The 17,789-nt window shown below is 68.2% G+C and carries 13 protein-coding genes; 4 read left to right on the forward strand and 9 right to left on the reverse strand.

What is annotated here, in order from left to right:
* Positions 1–2: 2 nt before the first annotated feature.
* From OF829_RS13360 to OF829_RS13375, 4 genes are all read right to left on the reverse strand, one after another.
* Positions 3–1,958: a glycoside hydrolase family 97 protein gene (locus OF829_RS13360; RefSeq protein WP_264940578.1), complete on the reverse strand. Its 1,956-nt coding sequence runs from the start codon at positions 1,956–1,958 to the stop codon at positions 3–5.
* Entirely contained in the window at positions 1,955–2,686 is a 732-nt protein-coding gene (locus OF829_RS13365; RefSeq protein WP_264940579.1) for a GDSL-type esterase/lipase family protein, read from the reverse strand. Before OF829_RS13365 ends, OF829_RS13360 begins: the two co-directional genes overlap by 4 nt.
* Positions 2,683–4,137 carry a carboxylesterase/lipase family protein gene (locus OF829_RS13370; protein WP_264940580.1) on the reverse strand — a complete coding sequence of 485 codons (1,455 nt, stop codon included), beginning with the start codon at positions 4,135–4,137 and terminating at the stop codon, positions 2,683–2,685. Before OF829_RS13370 ends, OF829_RS13365 begins: the two co-directional genes overlap by 4 nt.
* Before the next feature lie 192 nt (positions 4,138–4,329).
* On the reverse strand, positions 4,330–5,673 hold the full coding sequence (locus OF829_RS13375) for an MFS transporter (RefSeq protein ID WP_264940581.1): 1,344 nt from the start codon (positions 5,671–5,673) through the stop codon (positions 4,330–4,332).
* Positions 5,674–5,882: 209 nt separating this feature from the next.
* Between OF829_RS13375 and OF829_RS13380 the strand changes: the two genes are divergently transcribed.
* Complete coding sequence (locus OF829_RS13380) at positions 5,883–8,138, forward strand: glycoside hydrolase family 3 C-terminal domain-containing protein (RefSeq protein ID WP_264940582.1); 2,256 nt, start codon at positions 5,883–5,885, stop codon at positions 8,136–8,138.
* Positions 8,139–8,284: 146 nt separating this feature from the next.
* Here the strand turns inward: OF829_RS13380 and OF829_RS13385 are convergent, their stop codons facing one another.
* Positions 8,285–9,307 carry an oxidoreductase gene (locus OF829_RS13385; RefSeq protein ID WP_264940583.1) on the reverse strand — a complete coding sequence of 341 codons (1,023 nt, stop codon included), beginning with the start codon at positions 9,305–9,307 and terminating at the stop codon, positions 8,285–8,287.
* A 34-nt stretch (positions 9,308–9,341) separates the two neighbouring features.
* Between OF829_RS13385 and OF829_RS13390 the strand changes: the two genes are divergently transcribed.
* The gene (locus OF829_RS13390; RefSeq protein ID WP_264940584.1) at positions 9,342–10,571 is read left to right on the forward strand and encodes a cysteine desulfurase-like protein; all 1,230 of its coding nucleotides are present in this window, start codon (positions 9,342–9,344) and stop codon (positions 10,569–10,571) included.
* A 101-nt stretch (positions 10,572–10,672) separates the two neighbouring features.
* Here OF829_RS13390 and hutU read toward each other — a convergent pair whose 3' ends face one another.
* The 4 genes from hutU to hutI are packed head-to-tail and all read right to left on the reverse strand — an operon-like array spanning position 10,673 to position 15,766.
* Positions 10,673–12,325, reverse strand: coding sequence for a urocanate hydratase (hutU, locus tag OF829_RS13395; protein ID WP_264940585.1), 1,653 nt, complete (start codon positions 12,323–12,325; stop codon positions 10,673–10,675).
* The gene (gene hutG, locus OF829_RS13400) at positions 12,322–13,098 is read right to left on the reverse strand and encodes an N-formylglutamate deformylase (RefSeq protein ID WP_264940586.1); all 777 of its coding nucleotides are present in this window, start codon (positions 13,096–13,098) and stop codon (positions 12,322–12,324) included. The genes hutU and hutG overlap by 4 nt, the downstream gene beginning before the upstream one ends.
* On the reverse strand, positions 13,095–14,585 hold the full coding sequence (gene hutH, locus OF829_RS13405) for a histidine ammonia-lyase (RefSeq protein ID WP_264940587.1): 1,491 nt from the start codon (positions 14,583–14,585) through the stop codon (positions 13,095–13,097). Before hutH ends, hutG begins: the two co-directional genes overlap by 4 nt.
* Positions 14,582–15,766, reverse strand: a complete 1,185-nt coding sequence (gene hutI / locus OF829_RS13410; RefSeq protein ID WP_264940588.1) for an imidazolonepropionase — start codon at positions 15,764–15,766, stop codon at positions 14,582–14,584. Before hutI ends, hutH begins: the two co-directional genes overlap by 4 nt.
* A gap of 47 nt (positions 15,767–15,813) precedes the next feature.
* Here hutI and OF829_RS13415 point away from each other — a divergent pair, with 47 nt between their 5' ends.
* Together OF829_RS13415 and OF829_RS13420 are read left to right on the forward strand one after the other, a co-directional pair.
* On the forward strand, positions 15,814–17,103 hold the full coding sequence (locus tag OF829_RS13415; RefSeq protein ID WP_264940589.1) for a formimidoylglutamate deiminase: 1,290 nt from the start codon (positions 15,814–15,816) through the stop codon (positions 17,101–17,103).
* Positions 17,100–17,786, forward strand: coding sequence for a UTRA domain-containing protein (locus OF829_RS13420; RefSeq protein ID WP_264940590.1), 687 nt, complete (start codon positions 17,100–17,102; stop codon positions 17,784–17,786). Before OF829_RS13415 ends, OF829_RS13420 begins: the two co-directional genes overlap by 4 nt.
* The last annotated feature ends 3 nt before the right edge of the window (positions 17,787–17,789 follow it).

A 17,789-nucleotide genomic window follows, 5' to 3' on the forward strand; every position in this document is an offset into this window, starting at 1 on the left:
CCTCACTTCACCTTGAACACTGCCGCCGCCCCGCCCGTCGGCTTGAGCACCAGCTCGACCATATCGTCCGCGCCGACGCGGCGCTCGCTCTTCACCACTGCGCTCGCGGTATCGCCATCGGACCAGAGCGTCATATCGTAGCGTCTGGGCCCCAGAAAGCGCAGCGGCACGCTGACCGTTCGCCCGCCATCGGCGATCGCGCCGAGATACCAGGTCGTGCCCTTGCGCCGTGCCACCACGATATACTCGCCGGTGGCGCCGGCGACGTAGCGCGTCTCGTCCCAGCTCGCCGGCACGCCGCGGACGAACTCGAAGCCCGCCGGACTTTCGGCATAGCTATCCGGGCTGTCCGCCACGCTCCCCAGCGCGCTTTCGAACACGACATAGAGCGCCAGGCCGTGCGCACGGGTGGTCTGCACCATCGGCAGGTCGTTGCGGATCTTGAAATCGGCGGGCGAGGCGTTGTGGAAGCCGCCCGGCGTATAGTCCATCGGCCCGAGCAGCCCGCGGGTGAAGGCGAGCATCACATTGTGGCGTGCGGTCACCCGCCGGCTCCATTTATTGTACTCGGCCCCCATCACGCCCTCCTGCGTGACGAAGTTCGGATAGGTGCGTGTGAGCCCGCGCGGCGGATAGGCGCCGTGGAGATCGACCATCAGATGGTGCCGCGCCGCCGCGGCGAGCAGCTTCGAATACCAGTTGACCATCCACTGATCGTCGCGGTCCATGAAATCGACCTTGATGCCCGCAATGCCCAGCCGCTCGTAGAGCGTCAGCGCCTCCTCCATCTGGTCGTCGAGCGCCTGCCAGTGCGTCCAGAGCCACAGCCGCACGCCCTTCGATTTGGCGTATCCCGCCACCTCCTCGATGTTGATCGCATCGCTCCAGCGCGTGAGGTCGACGCCCGGGCGCCGCACCCCGCCGCCGCCCGCGCCGGCATACCAGCCTTCATCGACCATCGCGTAGGGAATGCCGTTCTCGGCAGAGAAATCGATCAGCGCTTTGGAGACCTCGGTGCTGGTCCGCTTGCCCGGGTAGCGCGCGATCACCGGGCCGTTCCACCAGTCCCAGGTCGTCAGGCCGGGCTTGATCCAACTCGTGTCGGCGATCCGGCTGGGGGTCGAGAGATTGGTGAGGATCGTCGATTCGACGAGCTGCCCGGTCGCGTCCGCCAGCATCACCACGCGCCACGGCGTGACGATCGGGCTGCCGACGCGGGTGTGCACCGCGATGCGCGGATCGTCGAGCGAGGGCGAGAGCTTCAATTGGAGCCCCAACCCGCCATCGCCGCGCCCGGTGAGGTACATGCCCGCGAAATCGAGCAGGTCGGCCTCGGCGAGCGCGAACGCCGCCTTGCCGGTCTCGCAGACGAAGGGCAGGTCGAACAGATTATGGTCGCGCATCCGCGTCGTATCGACGGGATCGAACTCGCCCTCATGGCTCGATCCGAACTTGCCCACATTGAAGCCCCAGCATTGGTAGGCGCGCGGGAAATAGAAACCGGTTCGCTCGTAGCGGATGATCGCGGCGGCGGTGGTGGGCTGGATCGGCAGGACGATGCGGAAGGCGATGCCGTCGTCATAGGCGCGGACCACCACGTCCATCTTGCGCTTGTCGCCGCCCTGCTCCTCGAAATGGACGGTGAGCTGGCGGTAATGGTCGCGCCCCTCCAAGGCCTTGCCCGCGACCATCGGGTAGCGCGTGTCGGCGCTCGCCGCCTCGGTGCCCGTCACCGTCATGCCATAGCCGAGCGAGTTGTTCGCGAGATCGAGCACGATCGGCGAAGCGGCGATCACGCGTTCGCCCCTGCGCTCGACCGCATAGGTCACCGTGCCGCCCGCATCGGCGCCGATCACGACGGCGTTGACCCCATCGGGCGAGGCGAGCGTGTACCATTGCTCCTGCGCGGCCGCGGGCGACACGGCGAACAGTGCGGCGGCAACCGCCAGCCACTTCATATGGCGCGCGCCTTCAGCAGGGGCCCAATCACGCTTTCCATGGCGACATAGCCCTGCTCGGTCGGATGGACGCCGTCGAACGCCATGCCGGGCTTCATCGCGCCCGAAGCGTCGGCGAGGACGGGTGTATAATCGACCCAGGTCGCGGCGAGAGCCTTGGCGTGCGCCGCGCTCCACGCGTTGATCTCGCGGATCGGCTTCACGACCTGGAGGCCCGGGCGCCACGGAAAGTGATCCGCGGGCGGCGTGCAGGCGAGCAGCAGTTTGATCCCGTTCGCGCGCGCGATGTCCGCGACCAGCCGGATATTGTCGAGCGTCTGGGGCACCGTCATCGGGCCGGTATTGCCGGCGATGTCGTTGGTGCCGGCCATGAAGTGGAGGTAGCGCGGACGGAGCTGGATGACGTCCTGCATCATCCGCAGCACCATCTGCGGTGTGGTCTGCCCGCTGATCCCGCGCCCGACCCGGCCGGGGGTGAAGAAGCCCGGACGCTTGTCGCGCCACCCTTCAGTGATCGAATCCCCGAGGAAGACGATATTGGTCTTCGCACCCGAGGCGAGCAGCTTGCGGTTGTCCTCGGCATAGCGGCGCAGCCCGGGCCAATCCTCGCGCAACCCGCGCTGCCACTTCTCGTCCCACGTCTCTTCGCGCGCGGCCTGCTGCGCCAGCGCGGGCCCGGCAAAGGGGAGCATCGCGCCGAGCGCGAACAAGGAGCGGCGGTCGATCATAATTCCTCCAGCATCGAACAAACGGGGTCGCGTAGCGCGGTCTGGGGCGTGACGCCGCGCGGATCGAACAAGACATGGCCGCGCCCGCGCGCGGTATAGGGCACCCAGCGCGGCAGGTTTCCGTTGGGATCGCCGGTCTTGGCGAAATTGGTCCAATAGGTCTGGAGCGACGCGCCATTGCCGAAGCTCCTGGCGTTCATCACCCAGCCGATCTCGGCCGAATGGCCGGTCCGGCTGCCGTCCTCGGTCATGTCCCACTCGTAGCGCCACACCGGCGCGCCGCGGCCCGAGAGCAGATCGGCGACGCGGCCCGCGGGGCAGCGGAAGACCCAGTCGGTCCAGAATTGCAGCTCGGGATGGCCCATGCGCGGATCGTCCTGCCGGTAGAATTCGCGCGCCTTCGCCGCATTGGGCCCGAAGATCGCGCCGAGCTGCCGGTCCCAATCGACCTCGCCCGGCCTGGGGCCGAACTCGGCGCGGTTGCTGCCGATGATCACCGGACGCGGCGGCGCCTCCGCCAGCAATTCGCGCGGCGGCTTGGGGATCACCGCGCCGTCGATCGCGGTGCGCAGCCAGCGAAAGTCGTTGGTGAGCAGCGAGGGATCGACCAGTTTCAAATCCACCGCCAGCAGCTCGGCCAGCGGCCGCTTGCGCATCTCGCCGATCGATCGCGCACCCAGCAGCTTCTGCGCCTGATCCCCCAGTTCGAGCGCGTTCGCCAGGGGCCGCGGGGGCATGCCGAAGCCGGGCGTTCCGCTTTCCATGATCGCCTTGGCGAACAGCCCGCGCGCGGGCGGAGCAGCGAGCAGCAGCGACACGTCCTGCGCCCCCGCCGACTCCCCGAAGATCGTCACATTCGCCGGATCGCCGCCGAACCTCGCGATATTGGCCTGGATCCAGCGCAGCGCTGCGATCTGGTCCATCAGCCCGTAATTGCCGGCATGTCCCCCGGCCTCTGCCGCCGCGCCGCGATGCGCGAGAAAGCCGAGCAGCCCGAGCCGGTACTGGATCGCCACCAGCACCACGCCCGTATCGGTGATCCGCGACTGGACGGTGCCGCGCCCCGATCCCGAGAAATTGCTGCCGCCATGGATCCATACCATCACCGGCCGCTTGCCCGTCAGGCCGGACGTGCGGATATCGAGCGTCAGGCAATCCTCGCTCGCATTGGCGAAGTCGGCGTGGTTCCAGCCCTGGTCGTTCTGCGGACAGGCGGGCGCTTGCGGGTTGTCGGGCCGCACGCCCTTCCACGCCACCACTGCGCGCGGCGGCCGCCAGCGGAAATTGCCGGTCGGGGGCGCGGCATAGGGGATGCCGCGAAAGATCAGCGCACCGCCGCCCGGCGCGGCGCTGCCCTCGATCGTCCCGCCGGTCACCGCCACGCGCGGCGGCGCATCGGCCGTAGTCAGGGCCAAAGCCGCCGCCAGCACCGCGCCAAGCCCAAGGATCATCCGCTCACCCCGTCCCAATCTCGCACCGCGCCGCCACATGCCACCAGCCTAGCACATGCAGGTTTTCCCGCACCCGGTCGTTTAGCGGTTCGGGCCTGACGTTGCGCGCGGGCGCCGGGCCTCGGTTGCCGAGTATCACGCGCACCATTTCTCCCCCCGGTCCCCGGACCGGGGGGAACATGGCCAGCTTCATCAGTGGATCGACGCCATCTCGCCTTCGGCGCGCAGCACCTTCGCCTTGCCCGCGCCGATCGCGAACAGACACAGCGCGACATAGCAAAGCGCCGGCACGATCAGTGCGAACACATAACCGTTCGCTCCCGAGACCAGCCCGACCAGCAACGGCACCGCCGCGCCCCCGACGATGGCGGTGCACAACAGCCCCGAGGTCGCCGCCTCGCTTGCGGTCGAACGCTCGAGCGTCAGGGTGAAGATCACCGGGAACATGATCGAATTGAACAGGCCGATCGAGAGCGCGGCGTAGCCCGCAGTCACGCCGCCGATCGCGAAGACATAGAAGCACAGCCCCGCCGCGACCGCCGTGAAGGTCGTCAGCAGCTTCGCCGCGTTGATGCGCGCGAGCAGCACCGAACCGATCGCACGCCCGACCACCGCGCCCAGCCAATACAAAGCGGTGGCCTTGCCCGCCTGCTCGAGCGAGAGGCCGACGACGCCGTCCTGCGGCACCGCATATTCGATGAAGGGCAGTGCGAAGAGGGCATCGGACTTGCCCCACACCGCATCCGAATTGAGGAACAGCGCCATCTGGGTGCCGATCGCCACTTCCGCGCCGACATAGAGGAAGATCGCGAGCCCGCCGAACAGCGCCCATTTGGACGAGAAAGCGTCCCCGATCAGCGCAAAGAAGTTGCCGCTTCCCACGGAGGCGGGCGCCGCGGCGGAAACCACGCGGCGGCTGACCCAGAAGAACAGCAGCAGGGCGAGGATCAATCCGGCGAACCAGAAATACGCCATGTCGATCCCGGCGAGCGCCTGCGCGCGCACGGCATCGGTCACGACCGTACCGTGCTTCACTTCCAGTCCTTTCAGGAACAGTTCCGAACCCAGGATCGGGCCGATCACGGTGCCGATCGAGTTGAAGGTCTGGCTGAGCGTCAGGCGGAAATGGCTGTATTTCGGATCGCCCAGCGCCGCGGCGAGCGGGTTTGCCGCGACCTGAAGCACGGTAATGCCGCTCGCCAGGATGAACAGGCCGAGCAGCACCAGCGCGAACACCTGAACGTTCGCCGCGAGCAGCATGACGAGGCAGCCCACGATCATCGTCGTCAACGCAAAGAGGATCGTCGGCACCGACTTGATTTTCGCGAGCAGCGCCGCGCCGAGAAAACTGGTCAGGCCGTAAGCCGTGAAGAAGGCGGCCGCCGCCATCTGAGCCTGCACGTCGGTCAGCGTGAAGATACCCTTCACCGACGCGACCAGCGGGTCGACCATCGAGGTGATGAACCCCCAGGCGAAGAACAGGACGGTCACCGCGGCAAATGCCGCCCCCGCCCCGGATTGCGATCTGCTAGCCAATGCGTCTCTCCCTGACTTATCGTTGTTTTCTCGTCGCCCGCCTTGGCTCGGCGGCGGGGCCGCGAAAGTCAAGGCGAGCAAGCCGCTAAGCCCCTACGACTATGCAGGGCTGGCGTCCGACGGTTAGCTTGCCCTATAAGTCGGTCGCCGACAACGCTGACAGATCAGAAAATGCCCAAGGGCCTGATCATCCGAGGAGAGGGAAGACCATGAATCGCCGCAGCCGCCTGCTTGCCGCCCCGCTGATCGGGGCCGCCATCGCCCTCACGGCTGCGGGATTCGCCCCCTTCGTTTCCGGCGCGGATGCGGCCCCGGCACGCGCCGCCGCCGCGCCCGCGCATCCCTGGATGAACCCCAAGCTCTCGCCCGACAAACGCGCCCAGCTCGCGGTCGCGGCGATGACGAACGACGAGAAGCTCGTCCTGGTCTTCGGCTATTTCGGCACCGACTTCGGGACCCGCTTCAAGGCGCACGCCGAGGCGCGCGCGGGCAGCGCGGGCTACGTCCCCGGAATCCCCCGCCTCGGCATCCCCGCCCAGTGGGAAACCGACGCGGGTGTCGGCGTCGCCACCCAGGGGGGTGCGGCACACAAGCGCGAGCGCACCGCCCTGCCCTCCGGCCTCGCCACCACCGCGACCTGGAACCCCGACACCGCCTTTGCCGGCGGCGCGATGATCGGGCGCGAAGCGCGCATGTCAGGCTTCAACGTGATGCTCGCGGGCGGGGTCGACCTGCTGCGCGAGCCGCGCAACGGCCGCAACTTCGAATATGGCGGCGAGGATCCCTGGCTCGCGGGGGTGATGGTCGGCAGCCAGGTCAAGGGCATCCAGTCGAACAACATCATCTCGACGATCAAGCATTATGCGGTGAACGACCAGGAGACCGATCGCGGCGAGGGCAATTCGATCATCGAGGAAAGCGCCGCGCGCCAGTCCGACCTGCTCGCCTTCCAGTTCGCGATCGAGGCGGGCAACCCCGGCTCGATCATGTGCTCGTACAACAAGGTCAACGGCACGCATGCCTGCGAGCATCCCTGGCTGCTCACCCAGGTACTGCGCACCGATTGGGGCTTCAAAGGCTATGTGATGGCCGATTGGGGCGCGACGCATTCAACCGTCGCCGCGGCCAATGCGGGCCTCGAGCAGGATTCGGGATTCGGGCTCAGCTCGACCCCCTATTTCGGCGAGCCGCTCAAGGCGGCGGTGGCCAAGGGCGAGGTGAGCCAGGCGCGGCTCGACCAGATGGCGACGCGCATCCTGCGCGCGATGTTCGCCAATGGCCTGTTCGACCATCCGATCACCGAGGCGCCGCTCGATCTGCCCGCCGCCGATCTCGCCAAGCACGCCGATATCACGCGTGCCGATGCCGAGGAATCGATGGTACTGATGAAGAATGACGGCGCGATCCTGCCGCTGTCGCCCGACGTGAAGTCGATCGTCATCGTCGGCGGCCATGCCGACAAGGGCGTGCTCGCGGGCAGCGGATCGTCGCTCGTCTATCCGGTGGGCGGCAATGCCGCGCCGGGGATCGCGCCGACCGGCTGGCCGGGGCCGCGGATGTACTATCCCAACTCGCCGATGGCCGCGATCCAGCGCCAGGCGCCGAACGCGAAGATCACCTATGTCTCGGGTGACGATCCCGCCGCCGCCGCGCGCGCGGCCAGGAAGGCCGATGTCGCGCTCGTCTTCGCGACCCAGTGGGTCGGCGAGGCGTTCGACGTGTCGCTGACGCTCGCCGACAATCAGGACACCACCATCTGGGCGGTCGCCGCGGCGAACCCGAAGACGGTGGTGGTGCTCGAGACCGGCGGGCCGGTGCTCACCCCCTGGGCCGACGAGGTCGAGGGGCTGGTCGAGGCATGGCTGCCCGGCACTGCTGGCGGCGATGCGATCGCCAATGTGCTGTTCGGCAAGGTCAACCCCTCGGGCCACCTCCCCGCGACCTTCCCCAAGAGCCTCGATCAGTTGCCCAAGCCGAGCGAGCCCAACAAGGGCGACACGACCTATAGCGAGGGCGCGGCGGTCGGCTATAAATGGTATGACGCCAAGGGACTGGAGCCCGCCTTCCCGTTCGGCTGGGGGCTCAGCTATACCAGCTTCGATCTGGGCGGGCTCACCGCCAAGCCGGGCAACGGGACGATCATGGTCTCGTTCAGCATCACCAATACGGGCAAGGTCGCGGGCGCCGAGGTCGGGCAGGTCTATGTCTCGGGCACCGGCTGGGAAGCCCCCAAGCGGCTGGGCGGGTTCGAGAAATTCTATCTCAAGCCCGGCGAGACCAAGACCGCGAGGTTCGGCATCGACCCCCGCCTGCTCGCCACCTGGGACCTGGCGGGGCATTGCTGGCGGATCGCGGGCGGCACCTACACGGTGATCCTCGGCGCCTCGGCGCGCGAGACGTCGCAGACGGTCCAGGTCACGCTCAAGCCACGGACCCTGCCCGCGACGTGGCGGCCGGGGCGGTAATAAATTCCCCTCCCTGCAAGGGAGGGGCTAGGGGTGGGTGAGAAAAGGCCGGACTCGATGCCCGGGCTTTTCTTCTGCCGAGACCGAGCGGATCGCTCGCTGCGCTCGCCACCCACCCCCTACCCCTCCCTTGCAGGGAGGGGAGTCTAGAGGACGATCCGCCGCCCCTCGGCCGAGCTCTGCCGAGCCAGCTCGATCAGCCGCAACCCGGCAACCGCATCCTCCGCAGTCACCGGCGGCTTGCCACCTTCCGCGATCGCCCGCCCAACCCCCGAATAGTAGCGCTTGTAATCCCCCCGCTCGGTCGGGACCGTCTCGCGGCTACCGTCGGGCAGATTCAACACCCCGTAACTGGCCGCATCCTCGACGCCATAGGCCGGATCGTTTGCGCTCCCGCCCGCCTTCATCATCGGTTCCTGCGGATCGAGGCCGTACTTCACGAAGTTCGCCGCCGTCCCGCGCAACGCGAAGCGCGGGCTGGGCGAGACGATCAGCCGGGAGGCCGAGCAGACCACGCGCTTCCGGCCGTAGTGGAGCGTGACCACGAAGTAATCGTCGGTCCGCGCACCGTCGCGCTGGACGGCGATATCGGCGTGGAGTGCCTCGGGCATGCCCCACAGCACCAGCGCCTGATCGATCAGGTGCGGCCCCAGATCGGCAAGCATCCCCGATCCCGCCTCGGGCAGGTCGCGCCACAAGGTCGTGACTTCAGGCCGGAACCGGTCCCAGCGAAATTCGGCCAGCCGCACATCGCCCAGCCGGCCGCTGTCGAGCAGCTTGCGCACCGTCAGGAAATCGCCGTCCCAGCGGCGATTGTGGAAGGCGCTGAGCACCAGTCCCTTCGCCTTCGCCAGCGCGATCAGCGTCTCGCCATCCGCCACCGTGTTCGTGAACGGCTTGTCGATCACGACATGCTTGCCCGCGTTCAGCGCCGCCTCGGCGAGCGGGAAATGGCTGTCATTGGGGGTCGAGATGGCGATCAGCTGGATCGCGGGATCGGCGATCATTGCCTCGGGCGTGGTTACCGCCATGGCGGGGTAGCGCCCATGCACCTGATCGGCGCGCGAGGTAGCGATGGCGGCCAGCTCGAGCTCGGGCACCGCGTCCACCAGGGGCGCGTGGAAGGCCATGCCGCCCAGGCCGTAACCGATCACTCCGGTGCGGATCATTGCCGACTCTCCCCGTCCCACTTATGCCGCGCGCATGACCTTCCCTATCGAAGCCGTCCGCGCGCAATTCAAGGCGCTCTCGCAGCCCGGAGCCAATGAACTTGGGCGGGTTTATTTCGACGCGCCGGGAGGCACCCAGATCTGCGCCCCCGCCATCGCCGCGATGGTCGCCCATCTGGAGAGCGGCACCGCCAATTCGGGCGGCGCCTTCCGTACCTCGATCGAGACCGACGCGGTCAGCGACGCAGCGCACGCCGCGATGGCGGACCTGCTCGGTGGCACGCCCGAGCAGATCGCGTTCGGCCCGAACATGACGTCGCTCACCCTGGCCGTCTCGCGCGCGCTGTCCGCGAAATGGGTGGAGGGCGACGAGATCGTCCTCACCCGGCTCGATCATGACGCCAATGTCGCCCCCTGGCTGCTCGCCGCACGTGACCGCGGCGTTACCGTGCGGTGGCTCGATTTCGATCCCACTACGGGCAAGTGGAAGCTCGACGAACTCGCCGGACTGCTGTCCGCACGCACCCGCCTCGCCGCGTTCGGCATCGCCAGTAACGCGCTCGGCACGATCAACCCGGTCGAAGAAGCGATCCGCATCGTCCGCGCCGGGTGCGGCACGCTGGTCTATGTCGACGCAGTCCAATCGGTGCCGCACATTCCCACCGACGTGGTGGCGCTCGGCGCCGATTTCCTCGCCTGCTCGCCGTACAAATTCTTCGGGCCGCACCAAGGCGTGCTCTGGGCGCGCGACGCCGAGGCGGTCGAAGCCTATAAGGTCCGCCCGGCGGGCAATGACGGCGCGCACCGCTTCGAGAGCGGGACGCCGAGCTTCGAGGGACAAGCGGGCGTGCTCGGCACGATCGACTATCTCGAATGGCTGGGCCGCGAAGCCGATCCTGCCGCCAATAGCCGCCGGGCGCGGCTGGTCGCGGCGATGAAGGCGGCGACCGATTATGAGCGCGGGCTGGGCGAGCGGCTGCTGGCCGGGCTGGCGACCGTCCCGGGGCTCAAGCTGTACGGCGTGCCGACGATGGACGGGCGCGTGCCGACTTTCAGCTTCACCATCGAGGGGCACCATCCCGACGCGATCGCCGAGCACCTCGCCGCCTGCGAAATCTACGCCTGGTCGGGCCATTTCTACGCCGTCGAGGTGATCGCGCGGCTGGGGCTGGAGGAGGCCGGTGGTTTGGTCCGGGTGGGGCTGTGCCATTACAGCACCGCCGATGAGGTGGATCGGCTGATCGAGGCGCTAAAGGCAATCTAAACTTCCGTGCTCCGGCGAAGGCCGGAGCGTTGGCAATATTCCACTACCGTCGATTTCCACCTCCAACGCTCCGGCCTTCGCCGGGGCACCGCGTAGGTCGATCAAATCGACGGCAGCTTCAGCCCCTGCTCACGCGCGCAGCCGATCGCGATCTGGTACCCAGCATCGGCGTGCCGCATCACCCCGGTCGCGGGGTCGTTCCACAGCACCCGTCCCAGCCGCTCTGCCGCCTCGGGCGTCCCGTCGGCGACGATCACCATCCCGCTATGCTGCGAATAGCCCATCCCGACGCCCCCGCCATGGTGCAGCGAAACCCAGGTCGCCCCGCTCGCGGTATTGAGCAGGGCGTTGAGCAACGGCCAATCGGAAACCGCGTCCGATCCGTCCCTCATCGCCTCGGTCTCGCGATTGGGGCTCGCGACCGAACCGCTGTCGAGATGATCGCGCCCGATCACCACCGGGGCCTCGAGCTCGCCCTTCGCGACCATCTCGTTGAAGGCGAGGCCGAGCCGGTGCCGGTCGCCCAGCCCCACCCAGCAGATCCGCGCGGGCAGGCCCTGGAAGTGGATCCGCTCGCGCGCCATGTCGAGCCAGTTGTGGAGATGCTTGTTGTCGGGCAGCAACTCCTTCACCTTTGCATCGGTCTTCCAGATATCCTCAGGGTTCCCGGAGAGCGCCGCCCAGCGAAACGGCCCGATCCCCCGGCAGAAAAGCGGGCGGATATAGGCGGGGACGAAGCCCGGAAAGGCGAACGCATCCGCCACGCCCTCGTCCTTCGCCACCTGACGGATATTGTTGCCGTAATCGAAGGTCGGCACACCCATCGCCTGAAAATCGAGCATCGCGCGCACATGCGCGGCCATCGACTTGCGTGAGGCGGCCTCCACTTCGTGCGGCGCGCTCTCGCGCTTCGCGAACCACCGGTCGAGGCTCCACCCGGCGGGCAGGTAGCCGTTGACCGGGTCGTGCGCGCTGGTCTGGTCGGTCACCGCATCGGGCCGGATGCCGCGCCGGACCATCTCGGGCAGCACTTCCGCCGCATTGCCGAGCAGGCCCACCGAAACCGGCTTGTCCGCGCTGCGGATGATCTCCAGCGCCTCGTCGATGCTGGTCGCGCTGCGGTCGAGATAACCCGTGCGCAGCCGCATCTCGATCCGGCTCGGCTGGCACTCGACCGCCAGGCAATGCGCCCCCCCCATCGTCGCCGCGAGCGGCTGCGCGCCGCCCATCCCGCCGAGCCCGGCGGTGAGGATCCACTTGCCGCTCAGGTCGCCGCCATAATGCTGGCGGCCCATCTCGACAAAGGTCTCGTAGGTGCCCTGAACGATGCCCTGGGTGCCGATATAGATCCACGAGCCGGCGGTCATCTGGCCGTACATCATCAGGCCCTTGCGATCGAGCTCATGGAAATGATCCCAATTCGCCCATTCGGGCACGAGGTTCGAATTGGCGATCAGCACGCGCGGGGCGCCCGCATGAGTACGGAACACGCCGACCGGCTTGCCCGACTGGACGAGCAGCGTCTCGTCGGATTCGAGGTCGCGCAGCGTCGCGACGATGCGGTCATACGCCTCCCAATCGCGGGCGGCGCGGCCGATGCCGCCATAGACGACGAGGCTCTGCGGGTCCTCGGCTACCTCCGCATCGAGATTGTTCATCAGCATGCGTAGCGGCGCTTCGGTGAGCCAGCTCTTCGCGGTCAGTTCGGTGCCGGTCGCGGCCTTGATATGGCGGGCGTTGTCGATACGGGTCATTGGCGTCCTTCGGCGAATTCGAGCGCGGCGGCGAGCACGTGGCGGAGGATGGTCTTGCAGGGTTCGGCACGCGCCTCGTCCCAGGCGGGTGCCGCCTCGTCGAGATAGGTGCGCATCGCCAGCTCCATCTGGATCGCGTGCACCCCCTTTTCGGGCTGGCCATAATGGCGCGTGGTCCAGCCGCCCTTGAAGCGGCCGTCGACGACCTGGCTCGCGCTGCATTGCCCCGCGACCGCCTCGGCCAGTTCGGGCGCGCAGGCGGCACCGCTATTGGTGCCGATGTTGAACTGCGGCAATTCGCCGTCGAACAGCATCGGCACATGGCTGCGGATCGAATGCGCCTCGTAGACCACGACCCTGGGGTGGATCGCGCAGAGGCGATTGATCTCGGCGTGGAGCGCCTTGTGGTAGGGCTCGAAATACAGTGCGCGCCGCCGCGCGATCTCGGCCTCGTCCGGCTCGCGCCCTTCGCGCCACAGCGGGTCGCCGCCGAAGGTCGTGAGCGGGCATAGTCCCGTGGTCGCCATGCCCGGATAGAGCGACGCGCCCGAAGGATCGCGGTTCATGTCGATCACGGTGCGCGAGATGGTGGTGCGAAAGATCGTCGCGCCCATGCCGCCGGCGAAGGCGTAGAGCTTGTCGATATAAAGATCGGCGTCGTGGCGGGCACGCTCCAACGAGATCAGGTCGGGCGCGATATCGTCCGGGATCTCGGTGCCCGCATGGGGAATGCTGACGATCAGCGGCGCCTGCCCGCGTTCGATGGCGATCATGGTTCCACTCCCGGCAGCTCGAAATCGAGATGGTGGAGCAATGCCGTCGCCGTCGCCATGTCGGGCGCGAAGTGCCGGTCTTCGCCGAGCATCGGCACCTTGGCGCGCAGGATCGCGCGGGCGCGTTCGAGTTCGGCGCTGGAGGTCAGGGACGCATGGAAGTCGCAACCCTGCGCGGCGGCGAGATATTCGATGCCGATGATATGGGCGAGGTTGGCGGTCATGCCGAGCAGGCGCCGCGCGCCATGGGCCGCCATCGAGACATGGTCCTCCTGATTGGCCGAGGTCGGGATCGAATCGACGCTCGCCGGATAGGCGCGCTGCTTGTTCTCGGAAACCAGCGCGGCGGCGGTCACCTGCGGGATCATGAAGCCCGAATTGAGCCCCGGATGCGGAGTGAGGAAGGCGGGCAATCCGGAGAGCGCGGGATCGACCAGCATCGCCACGCGGCGCTCCGAGAGGCTGCCGATCTCGCACACCGCCAGCGCGATCATGTCCGCCGCGAACGCCACAGGCTCGGCGTGGAAATTGCCGCCCGACAGCGCCTCGCCGGTCTCCGCAAAGATCAACGGATTGTCGGTCACACCATTGGCCTCGACCGCCAATGTTGCAGCCGCCTGCCGCAGCAGATCGAGGCAGGCGCCCATCACCTGGGGCTGGCAGCGCAGGCAATAGGGATCCTGCACGCGCTCGTCATCAACGGCATGGCTCGCGCGGATCGCCGAGCCCGCCATCAGCCGCCGCAGCGTGTCCGCGACCTCGATCTGCCCCTTGTGACCGCGCAGCACATGGATGCGATGGTCGAACGGCGTGTCCGATCCCTTCGCCGCCTCGGTCGAGAGCGCCCCGGTGATCAGCGCCGCACGGAACAGCCGCTCGGCCTCGAACAGACCGGCGAGCGCATGGGCGCAGGAGAATTGCGTCCCGTTGAGCAGTGCCAGCCCCTCCTTGGGTCCGAGCGTCAGCGGGGTCAGCACATCCTTCGCCACGTGGCGCTCGCCGCCGACGATCACATCGCCGACGCCGATCATCGCGGCGGCCATGTGCGCCAGCGGGGCAAGGTCGCCGCTGGCCCCCACCGAACCCTGTCCGGGGATCACCGGCATCACGTCATGCTGCAGCATATGCTGCAGCATTTCGATCGTCGCGGGCCGCACGCCCGATGCGCCCTGGGCGAGGCTGGTCAGCTTGAGCGCAAGCATCAGCCGGACGATCGGCACCGGCACCGGATCGCCCACACCCGCCGCATGGCTGAGCACGATGTTGCGCTGGAGCGTCTCGAGATCGGCATCCCCGATCTTCACCGAGGCGAGCTTCCCGAAGCCGGTGTTGATCCCGTAGACGGGCTCGTGCCGCGCGAGGATCGCCTCGACCGCGGCGGCGCTCGCCGCGATGCCGGCGTTGCAGCAGGGGTCGAGCGACGGCCGCGCGCCTTCGTAGATCGCGCGCCATTCGGCCAGGGTCACATGGCCGGGCTTGAGTATCATACGCCTCCCATCACGCGTGCATGGAGCGGGTTGAACCCGATCCGGTAAACCAGTTCGGCCGGGCTCTCGATATCCCAGATCGCGAGATCGCAGGCCTTGCCCATTTCGAGCGTGCCCAGATCGTCGAGCCCAAGCGCGCGCGCGGCGTTGCGCGTCACGCCGGCCAGGCATTCCTCGACCGTCAGGCGGAACAGCGTCGCCCCCATGTTCATCACCAGCAGCGGCGAGGTCAGCGGCGACGTGCCCGGATTGCAATCGGTCGCGAGCGCGATCGGCACCCCCGCCGCGCGCAGCATTTCGACCGGCGGGAGCTTCGTCTCGCGCATGAAATAGAACGCCCCGGGCAGCAGCACCGCGACCGTCCCCGCCGCCGCCATCGCGGCGACGCCGGCCTGGTCGAGATACTCCAGATGGTCCGCCGAAAGCGCAGCATGGCGCGCAGCAATCGCCGCGCCCTGGCTGTTCGAAAGCTGTTCGGCATGGAGCTTGACCGGCAGGCCATGCGCACGCGCCGCCGCGAAAATCCGGTCGGTCTGCGCGGGCGAGAAACCGATCCCCTCGCAATAGGCATCGACCGCATCGGCGAGCCCGCCGAGCGCCGGGATCATCGTGCCGCAGATCAGATCGACATAGGCCTCGGGATCGTCGCGATATTCGGGCGGCACCGCATGCGCGCCGAGGAAAGTCGTGCGCACCCGCACCCCGCGCGCTTCGCCCAGCGCCCGCGCGGCGCGGAGCATCTTCAACTCGTCGTCAAGCGTCAGGCCATAGCCTGACTTGATCTCGACCGTCGTCACGCCCTCGGCCATCAGCGCATCGAGGCGGGGCAGGCTCTCCGTGACCAGCTCGGCCTCGCTCGCCGCGCGGGTGGCCTGCATCGTCGAGACGATCCCGCCCCCTGCCCGCGCAATCTCCTCATAGGTCGCGCCCTGCAGCCGCAATTCGAACTCGCGCGCGCGGTTGCCGGCATGGATGAGATGGGTGTGGCAATCGATCAGCCCCGGGGTGATCCATCGGCCATCGCAATCGACGATCTCGGCGGCATCGGGCGCCCCCGCCTCAGGCCCGGCATAGGCGATCCGCCCATCCTTCGCCGCGACCGCGCCCCGTTCCACCACCCCCGCGCCGCTCATCGTCGCCAGACGCGCATTCTTCCAGAGCCGGTCCGCGGGAGTCGCCATGCAGGCGGGTGTTGGACAATGTGCCGAATATGTCTAGACATATTCGCATGAACCTCTGGTTTGAAACCGCGTGGATCGCCGGGGAATGGGCCGATCGCGTCCGCGTGACCGCGAGCGGCGCTACCGCGGACAGCGACCCCCAGTCCGGCGACGAGCGCCACGCCATCGGCATTCCCGGCCTGCCCAATGTCCACAGCCATGCCTTCCAGCGCGGCATGGCGGGGCTCGCCGAAGCGCGCGGACCCGGCAGCGACGATTTCTGGTCGTGGCGCGAACTGATGTATCGCTTCGTCGACCGGCTCTCTCCCGACGATCTCGAGGCGATCGCCGCCCAGGCCTATGCCGAGATGCTCGAGAGCGGCTTCACCCGCGTCGGCGAATTCCACTATCTCCACCACGCACCCGACGGGCGTCCCTATGCCGATCCCGCGGAGATGGCCGCGCGCATCGCCGCCGCCGCCGAGGATACCGGCATCGGCCTCACACTCCTGCCGGTCTTCTACGCGCATGGCGGTTTTGGCGGCGCGCCCGCGGGCGAGGCGCAGCGGCGCTTCCTCAATACGCCCGACAGTTTCGCGAGGCTGATCGAATCCGCGTGCGGGCTGACCGATATCGTCGGCATCGCTCCGCACAGCCTGCGCGCGGTCATGCCCGATGAGCTCCGTGCGATCCTGCCGCTCGGCGGGCCGATCCATATCCATATCGCCGAGCAGGTGAAGGAAGTCGTTGACTGCGAGGCCTGGAGCGGCAGGCGCCCAGTCGAATGGCTGCTCGGCGAAATGCCCGTCGGACCGGACTGGACCCTCGTCCACGCCACCCATGTCACCGACGCCGAACGCACCGCGCTCGCGGCGAGCGGCGCGGTGGCGGGCCTCTGCCCGATCACCGAAGCCAATCTCGGCGACGGCATCTTCCCTGCAGCAGCGTATCTCGACGAAGGCGGGCTGATCGGCGTTGGCAGCGATTCCAATGTCCGCATCGACGCTGCCGAGGAACTCCGCCTGCTCGAATATGGCCAGCGCCTCACCTCCCGCGCCCGCAATGTCCTCGCCGCCGCCGGCCGTTCAACCGGCGCGCGGCTGTTCGACGCCGCGCTCACGGGTGGCCGCAAGAGCCTCGGCGCCACCGACGATAGCTGGGTCTCGCTCAACCCCGCCGACCCCGCCTTCGCCAACCGCAGCGGCGATGCGATCCTCGACAGCTGGATCTTTGCCGCCCACGCGCCGGTCGATTGCGTCTGGCTTAACGGCGAGAAGCTGGTCGCGAACGGCCGCCACATCCATGCCGACGCCATCGCCACCCGCTATCGCGCCACCCTCGCCCGCCTGCTCGCATGACGATCGAGGCGCGCATCCATGACCAGATCGAGGCGCGCATCCGCTCGGGCGAATGGGTGCCGGGCACGCGCATCCCGTTCGAGCATGAGCTGGTCGCCGAGCATGGCTGCGCGCGCGCGACGGTCAACAAGGCGCTCAGCCGCCTCGCACGCGAAGGGCTGATCGAGCGCCGCCGCCGCGCGGGCTCGTTCGTCGCGCGCCCGCATATCCGTTCGGCGGTGATCGGCGTGCCCGATATCGGCCTGCTGCTCCGCGCGCGCGGCGAGCCCTATGACTGGCAGCTCGCCGATCGCGGGATCGGCCCCGAGGCTCCCGAGCCCGGCATGCCGCGCGGCCGCTGGCTGAAGCTGGCGGGAACCCATCTCGCGGCCGCCAGCCCGTTCGGATGGGAACAGCGCTGGATCCATCTCGGCACCGTGCCCGAGGCCGAGCGGATCGACTTCGCCGCGCAGGCCCCCGGCACCTGGCTGCTCGGCCATGTCCCGTGGAGCGACGCGCGCCACCGGATCAGCGCGGTCTCCGCCTCTCCCGCCACCGCGCGCCGGCTCGGCCTCGCCACCGGTACCGCCTGCCTGCAGGTCGAGCGCTGGACATGGCGCCAGGGCGCGCCCGTCACCTTCGTCCGCCAGAGTTTCCCCGGCGACCGCTACGACTTGGTCGAGGATTTCGCGCCGGGCGGCTGAAAC

It is taken from the genome of Sphingomonas caeni, from assembly GCF_026013415.1.
Taxonomy (GTDB): Bacteria; Pseudomonadota; Alphaproteobacteria; order Sphingomonadales; family Sphingomonadaceae; genus Sphingomonas; species Sphingomonas caeni.

Bases quoted from the DNA above. Each gene is read 5' to 3' on its own strand.
- OF829_RS13360 (WP_264940578.1), bottom strand. From the start codon at position 1,958: ATGAAGTGGCTGGCGGTTGCCGCCGCACTGTTCGCCGTGTCGCCCGCG.
- OF829_RS13365 (WP_264940579.1), bottom strand. From the start codon at position 2,686: ATGATCGACCGCCGCTCCTTGTTCGCGCTCGGCGCGATGCTCCCCTTT.
- OF829_RS13370 (WP_264940580.1), bottom strand. From the start codon at position 4,137: ATGATCCTTGGGCTTGGCGCGGTGCTGGCGGCGGCTTTGGCCCTGACT.
- OF829_RS13380 (WP_264940582.1), top strand. From the start codon at position 5,883: ATGAATCGCCGCAGCCGCCTGCTTGCCGCCCCGCTGATCGGGGCCGCC.
- OF829_RS13385 (WP_264940583.1), bottom strand. From the start codon at position 9,307: ATGATCCGCACCGGAGTGATCGGTTACGGCCTGGGCGGCATGGCCTTC.
- OF829_RS13390 (WP_264940584.1), top strand. From the start codon at position 9,342: ATGACCTTCCCTATCGAAGCCGTCCGCGCGCAATTCAAGGCGCTCTCG.
- hutU (WP_264940585.1), bottom strand. From the start codon at position 12,325: ATGACCCGTATCGACAACGCCCGCCATATCAAGGCCGCGACCGGCACC.
- hutG (WP_264940586.1), bottom strand. From the start codon at position 13,098: ATGATCGCCATCGAACGCGGGCAGGCGCCGCTGATCGTCAGCATTCCC.
- hutH (WP_264940587.1), bottom strand. From the start codon at position 14,585: ATGATACTCAAGCCCGGCCATGTGACCCTGGCCGAATGGCGCGCGATC.
- hutI (WP_264940588.1), bottom strand. From the start codon at position 15,766: ATGGCGACTCCCGCGGACCGGCTCTGGAAGAATGCGCGTCTGGCGACG.
- OF829_RS13415 (WP_264940589.1), top strand. From the start codon at position 15,814: ATGAACCTCTGGTTTGAAACCGCGTGGATCGCCGGGGAATGGGCCGAT.
- OF829_RS13420 (WP_264940590.1), top strand. From the start codon at position 17,100: ATGACGATCGAGGCGCGCATCCATGACCAGATCGAGGCGCGCATCCGC.